Annotated in this window: 15 protein-coding genes; 5 read left to right on the forward strand and 10 right to left on the reverse strand. The window is 66.5% G+C overall.

Annotated elements, in window-relative coordinates; all coding sequences use genetic code 11:
* Positions 1 to 291 precede the first annotated feature (291 nt).
* The 3 genes from FHW97_RS09905 (at position 292) to FHW97_RS09915 (ending at position 5,237) form a co-directional block, all read left to right on the forward strand.
* Positions 292 to 1,500, forward strand: a complete 1,209-nt coding sequence (locus FHW97_RS09905; protein WP_171798833.1) for a S9 family peptidase — start codon at positions 292 to 294, stop codon at positions 1,498 to 1,500.
* Between the two features lie 363 nt (positions 1,501 to 1,863).
* Positions 1,864 to 3,003: an acyltransferase gene (locus tag FHW97_RS09910; RefSeq protein WP_171798834.1), complete on the forward strand. Its 1,140-nt coding sequence runs from the start codon at positions 1,864 to 1,866 to the stop codon at positions 3,001 to 3,003.
* A 215-nt stretch (positions 3,004 to 3,218) separates the two neighbouring features.
* Entirely contained in the window at positions 3,219 to 5,237 is a 2,019-nt protein-coding gene (locus FHW97_RS09915) for a glycoside hydrolase family 3 protein (RefSeq protein ID WP_171798835.1), read from the forward strand.
* Positions 5,238 to 5,264: 27 nt separating this feature from the next.
* Here FHW97_RS09915 and FHW97_RS09920 read toward each other — a convergent pair whose 3' ends face one another.
* The 9 genes from FHW97_RS09920 to FHW97_RS09960 form a co-directional block, all read right to left on the reverse strand.
* Positions 5,265 to 6,383, reverse strand: coding sequence for a zinc-binding dehydrogenase (locus FHW97_RS09920; RefSeq protein ID WP_171798836.1), 1,119 nt, complete (start codon positions 6,381 to 6,383; stop codon positions 5,265 to 5,267).
* A gap of 71 nt (positions 6,384 to 6,454) precedes the next feature.
* Positions 6,455 to 6,991: a VOC family protein gene (locus FHW97_RS09925; protein ID WP_171793390.1), complete on the reverse strand. Its 537-nt coding sequence runs from the start codon at positions 6,989 to 6,991 to the stop codon at positions 6,455 to 6,457.
* Between the two features lie 19 nt (positions 6,992 to 7,010).
* On the reverse strand, positions 7,011 to 8,447 hold the full coding sequence (locus FHW97_RS09930) for a 2-oxo acid dehydrogenase subunit E2 (protein ID WP_171798837.1): 1,437 nt from the start codon (positions 8,445 to 8,447) through the stop codon (positions 7,011 to 7,013).
* Between the two features lie 11 nt (positions 8,448 to 8,458).
* A complete protein-coding gene (locus FHW97_RS09935; protein ID WP_169048643.1) occupies positions 8,459 to 9,472 on the reverse strand; it encodes an alpha-ketoacid dehydrogenase subunit beta in 1,014 nt (337 codons plus the stop codon).
* A gap of 20 nt (positions 9,473 to 9,492) precedes the next feature.
* A complete protein-coding gene (locus tag FHW97_RS09940) occupies positions 9,493 to 10,476 on the reverse strand; it encodes a thiamine pyrophosphate-dependent dehydrogenase E1 component subunit alpha (protein ID WP_054131376.1) in 984 nt (327 codons plus the stop codon).
* A 40-nt stretch (positions 10,477 to 10,516) separates the two neighbouring features.
* Positions 10,517 to 11,737 carry an acyl-CoA dehydrogenase family protein gene (locus tag FHW97_RS09945; protein WP_171798838.1) on the reverse strand — a complete coding sequence of 407 codons (1,221 nt, stop codon included), beginning with the start codon at positions 11,735 to 11,737 and terminating at the stop codon, positions 10,517 to 10,519.
* Positions 11,738 to 11,743: 6 nt separating this feature from the next.
* Positions 11,744 to 12,895: a thiolase family protein gene (locus FHW97_RS09950; protein WP_171798839.1), complete on the reverse strand. Its 1,152-nt coding sequence runs from the start codon at positions 12,893 to 12,895 to the stop codon at positions 11,744 to 11,746.
* Positions 12,892 to 13,311: a Zn-ribbon domain-containing OB-fold protein gene (locus FHW97_RS09955; protein ID WP_022677757.1), complete on the reverse strand. Its 420-nt coding sequence runs from the start codon at positions 13,309 to 13,311 to the stop codon at positions 12,892 to 12,894. The genes FHW97_RS09950 and FHW97_RS09955 overlap by 4 nt, the downstream gene beginning before the upstream one ends.
* A 210-nt stretch (positions 13,312 to 13,521) precedes the next feature.
* Complete coding sequence (locus FHW97_RS09960; protein WP_028658247.1) at positions 13,522 to 14,292, reverse strand: LuxR C-terminal-related transcriptional regulator; 771 nt, start codon at positions 14,290 to 14,292, stop codon at positions 13,522 to 13,524.
* A 118-nt stretch (positions 14,293 to 14,410) separates the two neighbouring features.
* Between FHW97_RS09960 and FHW97_RS09965 the strand changes: the two genes are divergently transcribed.
* Together FHW97_RS09965 and FHW97_RS09970 are read left to right on the forward strand one after the other, a co-directional pair.
* A complete protein-coding gene (locus FHW97_RS09965; protein ID WP_171798840.1) occupies positions 14,411 to 15,529 on the forward strand; it encodes an acyl-CoA dehydrogenase family protein in 1,119 nt (372 codons plus the stop codon).
* Positions 15,530 to 15,695: 166 nt separating this feature from the next.
* Positions 15,696 to 16,610, forward strand: coding sequence for a hypothetical protein (locus FHW97_RS09970; protein ID WP_171798646.1), 915 nt, complete (start codon positions 15,696 to 15,698; stop codon positions 16,608 to 16,610).
* Here the strand turns inward: FHW97_RS09970 and FHW97_RS09975 are convergent.
* Positions 16,607 to 18,124, reverse strand: coding sequence for a UxaA family hydrolase (locus FHW97_RS09975; RefSeq protein WP_171798841.1), 1,518 nt, complete (start codon positions 18,122 to 18,124; stop codon positions 16,607 to 16,609). The genes FHW97_RS09970 and FHW97_RS09975 overlap by 4 nt on opposite strands.
* Between the last annotated feature and the right edge of the window lie 59 nt (positions 18,125 to 18,183).

Below are 18,183 nucleotides of genomic sequence, written 5' to 3' on the forward strand. Positions count from 1 at the left end.
GGATCGCCTATTCTACATCTGCCACATCACTGGGCAAAAGCAGGTCTGATCTGGCATTCCCCCCTCCGGGTGATAGCGGTCCACACGCCTTGTCGGTTGTCGTGCCGCAAATACGGCGCCATCACAAGTCACTGATATGGAGCGCCTTCTTTTTTGGTCAGTCTCTAATCGGCTTATCCTGAAATCATCGCGGATAATATTTTCGTCCATTTCCACCAATTGTTCATCAAATTTTATAAAATTGACTTATGCTGGATGTAGTGGGCAACGAAATTCCGGAAAGGCACTCAGATGTTGAATGTTGTGCGAGCATTTTTCCTTGTGGCGCTCTTAGCGCTTGGAGTTCCACCTGCCCTTGCCCGGCAAGAAACGCCGATTGCCGTGAATTCTGACGTGAAATATGAATTTCTGGCGCGGTGGGATGTGGATCGTCTCAACAAGATATTGAAGACTGACACGCCAGCTTTTTCCGGCATCAACGTTCAATATACGCCGGCGCGCAACGCTGTGCGCCTGTATCGCATAACCTATAATTCGGTCATCCCTGAAAAGGGCAACAAGCCGACCGTGACCTCGGGGCTGCTCGCGGTGCCCGATACCAATGGTACCTCGTTTCCCACGGTCTCTTATCAGCACGGTACTGTGTACGAACGCGAACAGGTTCCGTCCTTCGCGGACCAGTCGGCTGAAACCGAGTTGATGATCGCGCAGTTCGCCGGGCAGGGCTACATGCTGATCGGTGCTGACTATTTCGGCCTCGGCATTTCCACTGAACCGGAAGGTTACATGGTCAAAGCCAGCCATCAGCAGGCAACCTATGACTTGCTCATCGCCAGCCGCGCCGTGCTCAAGTCCATGAAGCTGTCGAGCGACAAGCTGTTCCTGGCCGGTTGGTCGCAGGGCGGGTTCGTAACGATGGCCATGCTTGAAAAGCTCGAAGCGGTCGGCGTCAAGGTTGACGGTGCAGCCACAGCCAGTGCTCCCCTCGATGTCTATGCGCTGATGGAGGGCTTCCTGCTCTATCCGCGCAAGTTCGATGCAGCGTGGCTGAACAGCATCGTGATCCTGTCATCCTTCGCCTACGAAAACTATTATGGCGAGCCAGGGCTGGCACACTCGGTGCTGACCGACGAATATTACCAGATGTCCAAGGATGCCTATGACCGCAAGCCGGGCAACCCTGCCAACATCACGACCGATCTGCACAAGCTGATGCGTCCCGAATATTTCGACAGCAACTATTTTGCCAATTCCGCTTACGGCAAGTTGATCATGTCGGCGCAGTCCTATCGCTGGCCGATCAAATCGCCGGTGCGCAATTACTATGGTGAAGCTGATGAAGCCATCACCACAGGTGTTGGCCGCATGGCCATGACCTATGCCCAGGCCATGGGATCGGGGAATCCCAACGTCGAGGCGGTTTCAACCGGTCAGACTAGCCATCGTGGCACGTTTGCGACTGCCGTTCCGCAATGGAAGACCTGGTTCGACAGCAAGTGAAGAATAACGCCATCGCTTGATCTCAGCGAGAACCCGAGCGAAAAGTGATTGAGCGGTATCAGTGGGTTGTGACGCAGCGTCGTCGTCGAGACGATGAAGATGTCCATGCCCTGGACTGATACCGCTCGCTACGCGCATTTGCGGGATGGCGACTGGCTATCCAAGCAATTCGCGCGAACCAGACAGGTTGGGCTTGGCCGCACAACAATCTGCTGGCGGTCGATCCCAGGCCGGCACGGTCGGCACGGGCGCCAAGGGTCCTGGCCTTGCCTGTGGCGGCGGTTTCGCTCAACATCACGCCCTGCCGCTGGCCATGCTGACCTGAGCAAAGCCGGGCTGAGAGATGTGGGGGAACAAGACGCGATGCGCCAGGAACACGCCGATACCACTGCCACCGGCAAGGCGCATTTTGCTGTGCTCGATGGCCTGCGCGGCACGGCTGCGATGATGGTGGTGCTGTTCCACATCCAGGGCATCACCGTCTTGTGGCAGGGGGACAAGGTGGTGTTGCACCATGCCCCGCTGGCGGTGGATTTCTTCTTTGCGCTGTCGGGCTTTGTCATTGGCTATGCCTATGATGACCGCTGGCCGCGGATGAGCGTGGGCCAGTTCCTGCGCCTGCGCCTGGTGCGGCTGCATCCGTTGGTGATCTTGGGCGTGATACTGGGGTTTGCCAGCTATCTCCTCGATCCCCTGGGCGCGCCGGAACAGGCGATTGCACTGTCACGCGTGGTCGTGGCGCTGGTCATGGGGCTGGCGCTGGTGCCCACCTGGCCTTTGCCCAACCGCTGGACCGATACTCACCCGCTCAACGGCCCGTGCTGGAGCCTGTTGCAGGAATACCTTGGCAACCTGGCCTATGCCTTGGTGCTGCGCCACTGGTCCACGCGTGCGCTGGGTGTGCTGGCGGTGATCAGCGGCGTGGGGCTGGCGGCAAGCGGCATGGCGCTGGGTTCGCTGGACCAGGGTTCGTATTGGGAAACCCTGTGGATGGCGCCGGTGCGCCTGTGTTTTCCCTTCGTCACCGGGCTGTGGCTCTATCGCATGCGCGCCCGGCTGCCGCGCATCCGGCTGGGCTGGCCGCTGCTTTCGGCGATCATGGTCGGCGCCATGCTCCTGCCGATCTGGCCAGCGGTGGGCGGCATCAAGCTCAACGGCGTTTACGAGGCGGCCTGCGTCATCCTGCTGTTTCCCGCGATCATCGTGGCGGGCTGCCATTCGGCGGCCGGGCCGATCACGGGTTGGCTGCTGCGCGCCTGCGGAAGGCTGTCATACCCGATCTATATCACCCATTTCCCGTTCCTGTACGTGTGGATGAACTATGTCGCCAAGGCCCATCCCACCCCTGAGCGGATGCTGGTGATCGGCCTGGGCCTGGTGCCATTGCTGGTGGCGGTAGCCTGGCTGGCCGATGTGGCGTGGGACCGGCCGATCCGTGGCTGGCTGGGCCGGCGGCTTCGCGCGCGCCGGCACCAACGTTCGGCATTCAGCGCCACGCCATGATCGATATCTGCCGGGCCAATCCGGGTTTACCCGCGACAATTTGATCGCTACTTAAATTTTGACGGGCGGCGTCTGGCATGGCCAAGGCTTTGTCCGAAAATAGGAAAGGTAGATCAACGCCAGTACCCGCGCGGGTGAGCGCGCACGATCAATCAGACCGGATCGTGCCAGCAGGTGCGAGGCCATGTGGACCAGAAAAAGTGGGAAAACTGTCGATGAACCGAGCCGCCGCCCTGATTGTCGCCCCCTTGCTGGCCCAGCTTTCCACCGCGTCCCTCGCGGCGTCTCCACACCCGTTGAGCGCCGCAGCGCCGGCCCGGCAGGCCGCACCGCAACAGCCGGTGATCCCGGCCGATGCCGGGCCGGTGCTAACCTTGGGCCAGCAGCGGTTTCGCGATCTCAACCGCAACGGCCGGCTTGATCCCTACGAGGATTGGCGCCTGCCAGTGGCGCGGCGCGTGGCCGATCTGGTCGGGCGGATGACCCTGGCGGAAAAGGCCGGGGCGATGATGCACGGCTCGCTGGTCACGCCCGACAGCGCCGTTGGTGCATCCTCGCAAGGCTATGACCGGGCCGCCGCGCAGCAGGCGATCGCGGGCCAGCACATTACCAGCTTCATCACCCGCCTGGCCGTCTCGCCCGAGCGCATGGCGCAGGAAAACAACGCGATCCAGGTGCTCGCCGCGCAGACCCGGCTGGGCATCCCGCTGACCATCAGCACCGATCCGCGTCACCATTTCCAGGTGACGGTGGGGGCCAGCGCCGCCACCCAAGGCTATTCGCAATGGCCCGAAACGCTGGGCTTTGCCGCGCTGGGGGATGCCGCCCTGATGCGCCATTTCGGCGATGTGGCGCGCCGCGAATACCGCGCCACCGGCATCCACATGGCGCTTTCGCCCCAGGCAGACCTGTTTACCGACCCGCGCTGGCCGCGTGGCACCGGCACGTTCGGGGCCAATGCCGATCTCGCCCGCGCCATGGTCGAAGCCTATGTCATTGGTTTCCAGGGCAACGCCCACATGCTGGCGCGCGATGGGGTGGCCACCGTGGTCAAGCACTGGGTGGGCTATGGCGCCAATCCGCAAGGGTTTGACGGCCACAACTATTATGGGCGCATGGCGGTGCACGACGATGCCACGCTCAAGACGCATATTCGCCCGTTCCTGGGCGCCTTTGCCGCGGGCGTGGCCGGCGTGATGCCCACCTACGATATCATTTCCGGGCCGCATGTTGCCGGCAAGCCGCTTGAGCCGGTGGCCGCCGGCTACAATGCGCAGCTGCTGGGGATGCTGCGCAAGGACTATGGTTTCAAGGGCCTGATCCTGTCGGACTGGGGCATCACCCGCGATTGCAGCCAGGCCTGTCGCGCGCCGACCGCGCCGCAGACGCCCAACGAGATCGCCATGCCCTGGGGCGTGGAAGACCTGACCCCGGCGCAGCGCTATGCCAAGGCCACGCGCGCCGGGATCGACCAGTTCGGCGGCGTGACCGAGCCGGAACGGGTCATCCGCGACGTTCAGGCCGGCACCATTCCGATCGCCCGCGTCAACGCTGCCGTGGCGCGGATCATGACGCTCAAGTTCGTCATGGGCCTGTTCGACAACCCGCTGGTCGATCCGGCCGCCGCGCGCGATGCGGTGACGCCCGCCGCGCTGGCGGAAGGGCGCAAGGCCCAGGCCCAGGCGCAAGTGCTGCTGCGCAACGAAGGCGCCATCCTGCCGCTGGCAGCCGGCACGCGCGTCTATCTCAAAGGCATCGACGCGGCGCAGGCCCGCGCCCATGGCCTGGTAGTGGTGGAGCGCCCACAAGACGCGCAAGTGGCGCTGATGCGGGCGACCACGCCGTTCGAGCGGCTGCACCCCAACAACTTCTTCGGCAGCCGCCAGAACGAGGGCCGCCTCGATTTCCGCCCCGGCAACGCCGATTACGATGCCGTGGCGCAAGTGGCGGCCACAGTGCCGGTGGTGCTCGCCGTGTTCCTCGATCGCCCGGCGATCCTCACCGAGATCCTGCCCAAGACCCGCGCCGTGCTGGGCAATTTCGGGGTGAGCGACGAGGGCCTGCTGGATGTGGTGACCGGCAAGGAAACCGCGCGCGGGCGCCTGCCGTTCGAACTGCCGCGCACGATGGCGGCGGTGGAACGGCAGAACCCGGCAGTGGGTGATGACAGCGTCGATCCGCTGTTTCCGTTCGGCTTTGGATTGGGCGTGGCGCCGGCCGCAGCGGGGCAGTAAGCCCCCGGCCGGCGCCCGCTGAACCAATTATTCCTGCGGCAGGATCAGATACTTGGCGCCTGTCGCGCGGCGGTTGTAGTCGGCCACCACGTCGGCATCGAGCACGCGCGAGAGCGGCACCTGCGCCTTGTAGCTGGAGGCGAACAGCGTGGTCAGGTCCTGGCCGACGCGGGCCGTCATGCGGGCGCGCACTTCTGGCCCCAGGGCTTCCATCGTCGGGCCGAGCAGCCAGCCCGAAACATCCCAGACAAAACCGATGTCGCGCGGCAGGGTGATCGGCCCGGTATCGAGCATGCCATAGACATAGGCGCGCTTCTTGGCGGTGGAGCCATAGCGCGAATAGGCGCCGGCTGCTGCCCGGCCGACCTGTTCCATGGTGGAGAGGATGGTGCCCAGCAGCGGGCCGCCGCCGATGGCGTCGAACACGGTATCGGCGCCGGTTGCTTCCAGGGCCTGGCGCAGATCGGCCGCGAAATCGGGGCTGGAGCTGTCAACCACGTGGGCCGCGCCCAGGCCGCGCAGCAGATCGGCCTGTTCGGGCTTGCGCACCACGTTGACCAGCGGCACGCCTTCGGCCGCGCACAGGCGCACCAGCATCTGCCCAAGGTTGGACGCGGCCGCGGTGTGGACAATGCCCTTGCCGCCCACGGCGCGCAGCGTTTCGACAAAGCCCAGCGCGGTCAACGGGTTGACGAAGGCCGCCGCGCCATCCTGGGCGCTCGTGCCTTCGGGCAGGACCATGCACGCCTCGACCGGGACAACGCGATGGCGGGCATACATGCCACCGGCAAAGGTCGCCACGCGGCGCCCGATCAGGGCCTGCGCGCGCGGGCTGCTTCCGGCAGCGATCACCGTGCCGGCGCCTTCGTTGCCCACTGGCATGACCTCGCCCAGGCGGCCGGATAGCGCGGCAAGGCCAGCCGGCGAGAGCGGCGCTTCCACGCGTCCTGGGGCAAAGGTCGCCTGGTCGACGCGGGCAGAGCTGAACAGCAGGCCCAGGTCAGACGGGTTGATCGGCGCGGCTTCCACCGCGATCACCAGTTCGTTCTCGGCCGGTTCGGGCAGGGGCATTTCGGTGAGCGCGGCGATGATCTTGCCGTCTTCGTGCGCCTGGCTGGTCAGGACGAGGGTGGTTTGCGGTTGCATGGCGTTGGTGTTTCCGTGTTGTCAGCGGGCCCTGCTACATGGGATCGGGCAACGGCGCTTGCAACCGCTGGTCAGCCCAGCTTGCGCAGCGGATCGCTGCCATCCCAATCGCGCGCGGCCTCGCGCATCATGGCGAAAAGCCCCGCGCCGCCTTCCATCAGCTTGACATATTCGATCACGCCGCCCGGCCCGGCGCCGGCATCGGCATAGATCACCCCGCCGGTTTCGCCCACCTTGCCTTCGATCAGGATGGTGGCGCCCGCCTGGGCCAGCGCGGCGCGCACCGGTTCCAGGTCATCCACCTCGACACACACATGGTGCAGCCGGTCGGTTACGGCATAGGGGCCGGTATAGATCGACGGCGCATCGTTTTCCGCGCGGATCAGTTCGATCTGCATGTCGCCCCAATAGCCCCAGGCGGCCGAAAAGCGCGCGTCGCTCGGCTCGCCCAGATAGGTCATGTCGGTCAGCGTGATGCCTTCCATCAGGAAGAACGGACCGGCGCCGACCACCCTGGTCCAATAGTCGATCGCCGCATCGAAATCGGCGGGCAGGTAGGCCATCTGGAAGATCGGGCCAAACTGGGTGAGGGGGCCGCGCTGGGACATGGTATGCTCCGTGAAACTATCAGGCAAACAGGCGCTCGGGCGCTTCGAGCAGGCCCTTGAGCGTGGCGAGGAACGCGGCGGCGGCCGCGCCATCGACGGCGCGATGATCGACCGACAGCGTCAGCGCCAGCCGCGTTTCAAAGCCCACGGCGCCGCCCGGCAACTCGCATGGGGTGCGGGCCGCCGCACCTACCGCCAGGATCGCGGCCTGGGGCGGATTGATGATCGCGGCAAACTCTTCCACCCCGAACATGCCCAGGTTGGAGATCGAAAAGGTGCCGCCTGCCATGTCTTCATAGCCCAGCTTGCCGGCCTGCGCCTTGTCGATCAGGGCGCGGGTGGCGGCGGCAATGCCGGGCATGCCCAGCCGATCGGCCTGGCGCACGATCGGCGTGACCAGGCCCTTGGGGCTGGCCACGGCAATGGCGATATCGGCATGGGCAAAGCGATGCACGCTGTCTCCGTGCACCTGCACGTTGACATCGCCGTGCTGGGCCAGGGCAAGCGCCGTGGCGCGCACCAGGTAATCGTTGATCGAGGCCTTGATGCCCAAGACCAGGTTGGCCGTCTGGCGCAGGGCCAGCAGTTCATCCAGCCGCGCACTGGTGCGCAGGTAGAAATGTGGAATGTCCTGCTTGGCCTGGCTCAGCCGCTGCGCCACTACTTTGCGCACCCGGTCGAACGGCACGACCGTGGGCAGGTTGGGCACCGGCACGAATGGCGCCATGCCGGCAGGCGCCGCAGCAGGGGCAGGCACCAGGGCCAGCACGTCAGCCTTGGAAATACGCCCGCGCGGCCCGGTGCCGGTGATGCTGGCCAGGGCAATGCCGTGCCGCGCGGCCAGGCGCCGGGCGAGGGGAGAGGCGAATACCTTGGCCCCATCGGCCAGCTCGTCCTGCGGCGCGGGCAGCGCGCCCGCCAGGGCAGGCGTGGCCGCCGGGCGCAGCGCCTGCTGCACGTCTTGCAGGGTGATGCGGCCATCGCGACCCGAACCGGTGATCGGCTCGATATCCAGACCGCTCGCCTCGGCCAGCTTGCGCGCCTCGGGACTGATCGCACGGTTGGTCAGCAAGGGCTTGGGCACGGGCGGAGCCGATGCAGGCGCAGGCGTTGCTTCTTGCGCCGGCGCACTGCCGCCGCGCGCCGCGACGCTGGCATCGGCCGGGCGGAAGCCGGCGATGAACGCGTCGATATCCGCATCGCTGGTGCCGGGCTGGGCCAGCACTGCCAGCAGCGCCCCCACCGGCTGCGCGTCGCCGCCCGCCGGGACCAGCACGCGGGCGAGCACGCCGTCCCATTCGGCTTCAACCTCGTTGGTGATCTTGGCGGTCTCGATCAGGCACAGCAACTGGCCGCGGGAAAAGCTCGCGCCTTCCTCCAGCTTCCATTCGGCGAGGGTTCCCTCGGTCATTTCGATGCCCCACTTGGGCATGCAGAAAGGGCGGATGTCGGGCATCGCTCTCTCCTTCAGCGCCAGGCCAGGACGCGGCGCACGGCCGCCTCGATCTTGTCGACCGAGGGCAGGTACGCGCTTTCCAGCTCGCGCGCGAACGGGATGGGAGTGTGCGGCGGCGTCACCTGCTGCGGCGGCGCCTTGAGGCTGGAAAACGCCTTTTCCGCCACCAGCGCGCACAAGTCTGCAGCCAGGCCGCAGCGCGGCGGCGCTTCATCGACCACGACCACGCGCCCGGTCACTTCCACGCTGTCGAGAATGGTTTCCTCGTCCAGCGGGCTGGTGGTGCGCAGGTCGATCACATCGCAGCCGATCCCTTCGGCGGCCAGGCGATCGGCCACGGCCTCGCACATGCCGAGCAGCAGGCCGGACGATACCAGCGTCACATCGCCACCAGCGCGGGAGAGGCGCGCGTGGCCGAACGGGATCATGAAATCCGGGTCATCGGGCACTTCGCCGCTGGTGGCATAGAGCGCCTTGTGTTCCAGGAAGATCACCGGATCATCATCGCGGATCGCGGTGCGCAAAAGGCCTTTCACGTCGGCCGGGGTGGAGGGCATCACCACCTTGAGGCCGGGCATCCCGGTGAGGATATGGTGGACCGACTGGCTGTGCTGCGCGGCGGCGTTGAACCCGGCGCCATAGGCCATGCGGATCACCGCCGGGCACCGTGTCTTCCCGCCGAACATATAGCGGAACTTGGCGATCTGGTTCCACAGCTGGTCAAGGCTGACGCCGATGAAATCGGCAAACATCAGTTCGGCCACCGGCCGCTTGCCCGACAGCGCCAGGCCGGCCGCCGCGCCCATGATCGCGCTTTCCGAAATCGGCGTGTCGATCACCCGGCCGGGGCCAAAGCGATCATAGAGCCCGGTGGAGGTGGACCAGATCCCGCCGATCGCTTCGGGCCCGCCGGCCGTGCCCATGCCGCCCACCACGTCTTCGCCCAGCACGACCACATCGGGGTCGCGTGCCATTTCCTCCATGATCGTGGAGAGCACGGCGTCGCGGTACATCATCTTGGTCATCGTTGCGTCTCTTCCCGCGATCAGTAGCTGATGTAGACGTCGGCCAGGACATCGTCGGCCGTGGGGCGCGGCGCGGCGCGCGCAGCGGCCACGGCCGCCTCGATCGTGCCCAGCACCTGCGCATCGAGCGCGTCGATATCGGCATGGTCGAGCAGGCCGGCGGCGGTCACCGCGTTGCGAAACCGCGTCAGGCAGTCGCGCTCGGCGCGAATGCGCTCGATCTCGCCAGGGCCGCGATAGCGCTGTGGATCGCCCTCGAAATGGCCGAAGAAGCGTTCGGTATCGAACTCTACCGCCGCCGGGCCGCCACCGCCGCGCACGTGGTCCAGCACTTCGCGCATGGTCTCGTGCACGGCAAAGAAATCGGTGCCATCGGCGCGCCAGGCCTTCATGCCAAACGCTTCGGCGCGGCTGGCAATGTCGCGATTGGTGCCCACGGCATAGGAAACGCCGGTGTGTTCGGAATAGTGGTTGTTTTCGAACACGAAAATGCACGGTGCCTGGGTCACCACCGCCAGGTTCATGGCCTCGAACGTGGTGCCCTGGTTGCAGGCGCCATCGCCGGAAAAGGCGATCGCCACTTTCATGCCATCGGGCCCCGGCCCATCGGCCCGGCTGGCCAGCGCCGCGCCCACCGCGATCGGCGCGCCGGCGCCGACGATGCCGTTGGCGCCCAGCATGCCCTTGTCGATGTCGGCAATATGCATCGATCCGCCCTTGCCCTTGCACAGGCCCTCGCGGCTGCCCCAGATCTCTTTCATCATCCCGTCCACGTCACAGCCCTTGGCCAGGCAATGGCCATGGCCGCGATGGGTGGAAACGATGCGGTCCTGCGTGCCGAGATGCTCGCACACCCCCACGGCCACGGCTTCCTGCCCGCAATAGAGGTGGGTGAAACCGGCGATCTCGCCGGTCTGGATTTCGACGTGCAGCCTTTCCTCGAACTCGCGGATGGTCTTCATCGCGCGATAGGCGTTCAGCAGGGCTTCGCGGCTCAGTTGCATTCCCTAACTCCCGACGGATTCTGTTCTGGCTGCCTGTGGTTTAAAGATGCAGCACGGTCTTGGCGATGATGCCCGCCTGCACTTCGTTGGTGCCGCCAAAGATGGTCCAGGCGCGGCTGTTGAGATAGCGGGCGGCGGCAACCTGGCTAGGCAGGCCATGCACCGCCTGCGGCGCCTGCGCACCATAGAGCGGGCGCTGCCGTTCCAGTTCCAGCCCCGCCACGCCCAGCAGGTCCATCGCCAGCAGGTCGATATCCTGCCGCAGATTCGATGCCAGCAGCTTGACCAGCGAGGTCTGCGGCCCCGGCTTTTGCCCGTGGGCGATTTCGGACAGGATCTTCAATTCGATCATTTCCAGCGATTCCACCCCCAGGCGGATGCGCGCCACGCGGCGGCGCCATTCGGCATTGCCGGCCATGGTGCCGCCGTGGCCATCGGGCTGCTGGCTGGCATCGGCTTCGATCCGGCGCAGGTCATAGGCCAGCTTGGGCGCGTGGCATGATCCGCCGCGTTCGTTTTCGAGCAGGAACTTGGCCAGCTTCCAGCCGTCGCCTTCGGCGCCGACGCGGTCGCTTACCGGCACTTCCACGTCTTCCAGGAACACCTGGTTGACTTCGTGATCACCTGCCAGAGTCAGGATCGGGCGCACCGAGATGCCGGGCTGGTTCATGTCCACCAGCAGGAACGAGATGCCAGCGTTCTTGTGCGCGCTGGCATCGGTGCGCGCCAGGCAGAACATGCGGTTGGCCCAGTGGGCGTGGGTGGTCCAGATCTTGGAGCCATTGACGACATAGCGATCGCCGCGTTCGTCGCTGACGCGCACCGCGCGGCATTGCAGGCTGGCGAGGTCCGATCCGCTGGCCGGCTCGGAAAAGCCCTGGCACCAATAGTCTTCGCCCGAGAGGATGCGCGGCAGGTAGTGCGCCTTCTGTTCAGGCGTGCCGAAGGTATAGATCACCGGCGCGACCAGCTTCAGTCCCAGCACGGTAAGATTGGGTGCACCGGCCTCGGCACATTCCTTTTCAAAGATATAGCGTTGCACCGGGGTCCACCCCGTGCCGCCATATTCGCGCGGCCATTGATAGGCGAGCCAACCCTTGCGGTGGAGCACCGCGTTCCATGCCTGGCCAATCTCGGGTTCGACGAAGACCGATGGCGTGGCCGCCGCACCATCGCGGATTTCGGCAGTGAGGTTTTCGGCCAGGAACGCGCGCACTTCGTCGCGGAAGGCCAGGTCTTGGGGAGAGAGATCGAGGTCCATAAGGGGCTATTTCTGAAGAATGGTGACGGCTGAAACGCCGGGTGCGCCATAGACGTGGCTGTAGGCCGTGCGCGGATTGCCGGGCACTTGCCGGCCACCGCCCGCGCCCCGCAGTTGCACGACGTTTTCATAGACCTGGCGCAGGCCCGAAGCGCCGATCGGCTCGCCACAGGCCAGGCACCCGCCATCGGTGTTGACCGGCAGCGCGCCGCCGATCTGCGTGCGTCCTTGCGCCAGCCAGGCTTCCTGTTCGCCATCGGCGCAAAAGCCGTTTTCGGCCATGTGCATGATTTCCGCGCCGGCTTCGGTGTCTTGCAATTGCGCCACGGCAATATCGGCCGGGCCGATGCCCGCCGCCTCGAACGCCGCGGCAGAGGCCAGCCGTGTGGCGGTGGCCGTGCCGCCGCCGCTGTCGATGCTGGGGGCAAAGACCTCGAAGCTGCCGGGTGGGCGGGTACGCATCGTGGCGGCGGCCAGGCGGATCGGCGTGGCGCCCAGCCGGCGGGCCATGCGCTCGCTCGCCAGAACCAGCGCCACCGCGCCTTCGCCCGGCGAGCAGAACATGAACTTGGTGAAGGGGTCAGAGACCATCGGCGCATCGAGAATGGTGTCGAGCGCCACCGGCTCGCGCCGCCAGGCGTGCAGTGCGTGCACGCCGTTGGCAAAGGCCTTTTGCGCCACCAGCCCCAGCGTGCGGCGCGAAATGCCGTGCAGATGCATGTAGCGCATGATCTTGGCGGCAAAGAACTGCGTGGTGACCATGTAGCCGGCCGCGCCATACCATTCGGGCAGGTTGTATTCCGCCGGCTTGGCATCGAAGGCGCCGCGCGGATGCTTGTCGAAACCCAGCGCCAGGCCCAGCTCGAACTCGCCCGAACGGATCGCCATCTGCGCGGAAAACAGCGCCGAACCGCCGGTGGCGCAGCCATTGCGCACATTGATGAACTGCACGCCGGTCAACCCCAGGTGCGATACCATGCTGTCAGGATTGCCCGCCGCGTCCGATCCGCCATAGGCAAACTGGATATCGCCCCAGTTCACCCCGGCATCGGCCAGCGCCGCGCGCACCGCGTGCACGCCCTGTTCCAGGCCAGAGAGCCCCGGCGTGCGGCCGAACGGGTGGATGCCGATGCCCACGATATGCACGCCCGCGCTCATGCTGCGCGCTCCGCAACGAGGGCCTCTGCCGGGGCGAAGGCGGGCAGCCACAGCGGATCGTCGGCGCTGTCATCCAGCGCCACGCGCGTGAGTTGCAGCGGCATGCCAATGCGGATGGCATCAAACGCCATGCCCACCAGGCGCGCCTGCACGATCACTTCGCCGGGCAGATCGACATAGCCCAGCGCCCAGGGCTTGAACGCGGCCGGGCCGGCATAGGGCGGCGCCTTGGGGGGGAAACGCTGGATGGTATAAGACCACAGCGTGCCCTGGGTGCCGAGCGCAACGGTATCGAAATCGCTGGTGCCGGGATGCGGGAAAACGATGCGCCCGGCGTCTGGCCGCTCTGCCCGTGCGCGCCCGCCCATCAGCCGCAAGGGCGCATCGGGCATGAACAGGGCAGCGGCTTGGGCCAAGGTCTTCCTCTTCCATATCAGGCGCGGAACCATTGGCGATTCCGCTGTTCCCGATAAAGCGCGCCCGCCCCCCTCATGGCGACTCTTCAAAACGCTAGGCCTGCACAAAAGGCGGGCTGGTGCCTGGCGGTTGCACGCGCACGGCAAGGCGCCCCTGCCCGGTGGGAGAGGCGCCTGGTGCCGCACATGCTGCGGCCATGCTGCGCGGGATCACTTCTGCAGCGAGATGTAGCCAAGCTGGGCTGCCTTGAACACGGTCTGGCTGCGGTTGACCGCGTCCAGCTTGATCGAGGCGTTGTGGATGTGGAACCGCACCGTGGCGCGGCTGCGCCCGATGATCATGCTGATTTCCAGGTCGGTCTTGCCGATCGCGGCCCAGCGCAGGCACTCGACCTCGCGCTTGGACAGGCGCGATCCGGGCGGCAGCGCCTGGGCCGAGCCCATCGTGTTGACATAGCTGGTGATGAATGTGCGCCCGACCAGGCCAAAGATATCGCCATAGCGCGCAAACAATGCGCCCAGGTCGGTCAGCGACTGGTCCAGCGGGTTGAACGACACCGCGCCGATCTGGCCGAACGGCAGGTGCACCGGCACGACAATCGCCGCACGGGTCATCGCGCGGGCTTCAAAGTTGGTCAGGTCGATTGCCGCCAGATAGCGGTTGGGCGCGCGGGTGTGGCAGCCCTTTTCATTTACCCAGAACGGTTCGGCTTCAAAGCGGCAGGCGGTGGTGATCGGCGAATCGAGCGCAATGCGCGGATTGTGCCACCAGGCCTTTTCGCTGGTCCACCCGAACACGTCGCGCGCGAGCACGTTGCCATCCACATCCATCGGCGTGCGCTTGTCGGCGATGTTGTGCGCGGGCGCGGCCTGCATGCCGCAATTGCGGGCAATGGCATCAAGCGCCTGGGCGGCGCGGCGAATCTCGTCGGGCGCCGTTATGCGAACGGCATCAACCCATTCCAGGCTAGGGGCATCCATCTCCAGGACCATCTGCTTGTGCCTTCTTTTGAGCGGGCGTTGGCGGCCATCCTAACCTTTTTCGCAGCGTGGTTGGCCTGTCGGTAGTGCTAGATCGAACCGGGAGGGAGCAACACCCATGAATTTTGAGCTGAGCGAAGAAGAAACCATGCTCGCGGGCCTGGCCGACCGGTTCGTGGCCGATCGCTATGATATCGAACGGCGCCGCGCCTATATGGCCGAGGCGCAGGGTTTCTCTAAGGAAAACTGGGATTTGCTCGCCGAGTGCGGGCTGATGGCAGCGCCCCTGGCGCAGGCGGATGGCGGCATGGAGCTTGAGCCGGGCGCGATCGTGGCGCTGTTTGCCGCATTGGGGCGCGGCCTGGTGGTAGAGCCGCTGGCCGAAAGCGTGCTGGTAGGCGCGCGGCTGTTGCTGGCCGGTGCGGCCGACAGCCTGGCCGATGCCTGGCGCGAGGGATTGGCCAGCGGGGCGCAGCGCGTGGCCCTGGCCCATGCCGAGCCGGGGCAGCGCGGCAACCGCGCCTGGGTGGAAACCCGTAGCCAGGCCGGCGAAGACAATGTGCGCCTGTCTGGCACCAAGCACTGCGTGCCGGCCGGGCAGGGCGCCGACGCGTTCCTGGTGAGCGCGCGCGCCAATCATGGCGGCACTGGTGCCGATAGCATCGCGTTCTACCTCGTGCCCGCTGATGCGCCGGGCCTGACGATCACGCCCTGGCGCTTGATCGACGGCAGCGTGGCGGTGCACCTGACGCTCGATAACGTGGTAGTGCCAGCGTCGCATCGCCTGGCGGGCGGGCTGGATCTGCTCGACCAGATCATGCCGCTGGCCGATCTGGCTCGCGCGGCAGAGGCGGTGGGGGTGATGCAGCGGATCTTTGACGAGACGCTGGAATACCTGCGCACGCGCAGCCAGTTCAACACGCCGCTGGGCCGCTTCCAGGCGATCCAGCACCGCATGGTGGCGCACTATTGCGCGCTCGAGCAATCGCGCGCGCTGCTCAATCTCGCGCTGGTGGGTGGGGCAGAGCGAGATTTCGCCCAAGCCGTGGCGGGTGCCCGCGCCTTTATCAGTGACGTGTCGCTCAGCCTGGGGCACGACATGATCCAGTTCCACGGCGGCATGGGCGTGACCGATGAACTGGCAATCGGCCACGGGCACAAGCGGCTGGTGCTGCTCTCGCGCTGGCCGGAAGAGCCGTTGGCCAAGCTTGATCGCTATGCCGGGCTGGCGGCCTGAGCCGGCACAGGCCCACCCGGCCGGCGCAAGCCTTCGCCACACATTGAAAAATTGCATCAGGGGGATATTCTGCGCCGATCCGGCAGGATAAGAGCATGCGCGCGGGAACAGGGGCTTTCCGCCTGACGCGTGGTTCTTGGTCGGGATGGTGATGATGCAGGTTTCGATGAGGCGTCTCGTCTTGGCTGGTGTGGCCTGTGGCGCGCTGCTCACGCTGGAGGGTTGCGGCCCCGCGCTGCTTCACCCCCACGCCGCCGCCGCCCGCCTGGGCCGGCCGGTGGAGAAGCCTGCTGCGCCCAGCCGCCCGGCGCCGGCCGAACCGGTTGCGCCCGCGGCGACTGCACCGGTTGCCGAGCCTGCACCGGTGCCGCCCGCCGTTACACCCACGCCGCAGCCGGCCCCAACTCCGCCAGCGCAGAGCGAGGCGGCGCCCGCGCCCGACGCTGGCCCGATCGCCGACGTGATCCCCCACACCGAAGAGCCGCCTGCGCCGGCACCGGCGCCTGCACCGGCAAAGGTCATGCCGGTGGCTCCGCCACCACCACCGCCTCCTCCGCCTCCTCCTCCTCCGGCGCCCGAGCCGGAGGCGCCGCCGATCGTCGTCAACCACGCGCCAGAGCCGCCGCCCCCGCCTCCACCTCCGCCGCCGCCACCCCCGCCGGTCGCCATTTCCACGCTGATCGTCACGGTGTCACCGCCCACCGCCTGCAAGGATTGCGAGACGGTCAGGCTGTCGGTTTCGCCCACTGGCGAAGTGCTGATCGAGCGTGGCAGCTGGGATATCGTGCACCAGAAATGGGTCTATCGCCGCACCCCGACCAAGACGCGGGGGCAGAATGCCGATGCATTCATCGCCGCGCTGGCCGGCGATCGCCCGCTGGGCGTCAAGGCGATTTCCGGGACCGAGGGCTGCACGGCCGCGGGCGATGCGGGCGGTAACGTTGCGCTGCGCTGGGTCGATGGCATGCGCGATGATCGCCTGACCGTCAGCTTTGCCTGCGCACCCTATGCCGGCAGCACATGGGAACGGCATGTGCGCGATGCAGCGGCGCTGCTGAAACTGACCCGGCCGATCTTTTAAAGCGTCACCCCGCGCTTCCAGATGCCGATGGCGCGTTCGTCGTTGGCTTCGTTGCGGGCAGGCGTGCCGCTGGCGATGGCCACGATCTGCGCGAGCAGTGCGTCGGCCGCCGCGTTCGTGCCGATGTTGAGGGCCTGGCCGGCATCGAAATCGATCCAGCCCGGCTTGTGCTTGGCCAGCGCGCTGTTCGAGGCGATCTTGACCGTGGGCACCGGGCTGCCCAGCGGCGTGCCGCGCCCGGTGGAAAACAGCGTGAGCGTGGCGCCGGCCGCGGCCAGCGCAGTGGTGGAAACAGCGTCGTTGCCGGGCGCTTCCAGCACGGTAAGCCCGCGCTGGCTGACCTGCCCGCCATAGTCGATCACGTCGGTCACCAGGGCCTGGCCGCCTTTCTGCACCGCGCCCAGCGACTTTTCCTCCAGCGTGGTGATGCCGCCGGCGATGTTGCCGGGGCTGGGGTTTTCCGAAACCGGCTCCCCATGGTCGAGGAAATAGCGCTTGAAGCGGTTGACCAGGGTAGAGAGCCGATCGAACACATCAGGGCTGGTGACACGGCCAAGCAGCAGGGTTTCCGCGCCGAACATCTCGGGAATTTCGGTAAGGATGGCAGTGCCGCCGGCTTGCGTCACCGCGTCGGTCATTCGCCCGATCAGCGGGTTGGCGGTCAGCCCGCTCATCGCATCCGATCCCCCGCATTTGACGCCAAGGCGCAGCGCGGACAGCGGCGCAGGGCTGCGCCGGTCCTGCGCCATCAGGGCGAGCAGATCGGCCAGATGCGCTTCCCCGGCGGCGAACTCGTCGGTTTCCGATTGCGCGCGCAGCACGCGCAGGCGATCGCGCCGGCTGGCAGGAATGCGCGCCAGCAGAGCATCGAGCTGGTTGGATTCGCAGCCCAGGCCCAGCAGCAGCACGCCCCCGGCATTGGGGTTGCAGGCCAGCGCCGCCAGGATCGCAGCCGTGCCATCGAGATCGGCGCCAAGCTGTGAACAGCCGAACGGATGGTTGAACGCGTGGACGCCATCAATCGCCGCGCCCGGCATGGCGGCGGCCATGGCCTGGCCGCGCTGTGCCAGTCGCTCGCCCAGCCGGCCGACACAGCCCACCGTGGGCAGGATCCACACCTCGTTGCGCGTGCCAACGCGGCCATCGGCGCAGGCATAGCCCAGGAACTGCGGCGCCTGATCATCCTGCGCGCGCTGCGGCTTGGCCGGCGCGGCAAAGGCATAGGCCAGTTCGCCGCCCAGCGCGGTCTTCACATTGTGGCTGTGCACGTGATCACCTGGCGCGATCGGCGCGATGGCCAGGCCGATCCGCGCGCCATAGCGATGCACCGCCGCGCCCGGGGACAGCGCGGCGAGGGCAAACTTGTGCCCGGCCGGGATCGCCTGGCGCAGCGTGATCGCGCTGCCCTCGATCATCACCTGCTGCCCGGCGGCAAGTGGCTGCAAGGCCACGGCAACATCGTCGTTGGGCGCGATCTTGAGCGCGTCGGGAAGGGGGCAAATGGCCTGGGTCATGGCGCGGGGATACACTGTTGCCAGCGCTGGCACAATCCACTAGACCCGCCAGCGATCCT

The organism is Novosphingobium sp. SG754 (assembly GCF_013149315.1).
In the GTDB taxonomy this organism is placed as follows: Bacteria; Pseudomonadota; Alphaproteobacteria; order Sphingomonadales; family Sphingomonadaceae; genus Novosphingobium; species Novosphingobium capsulatum.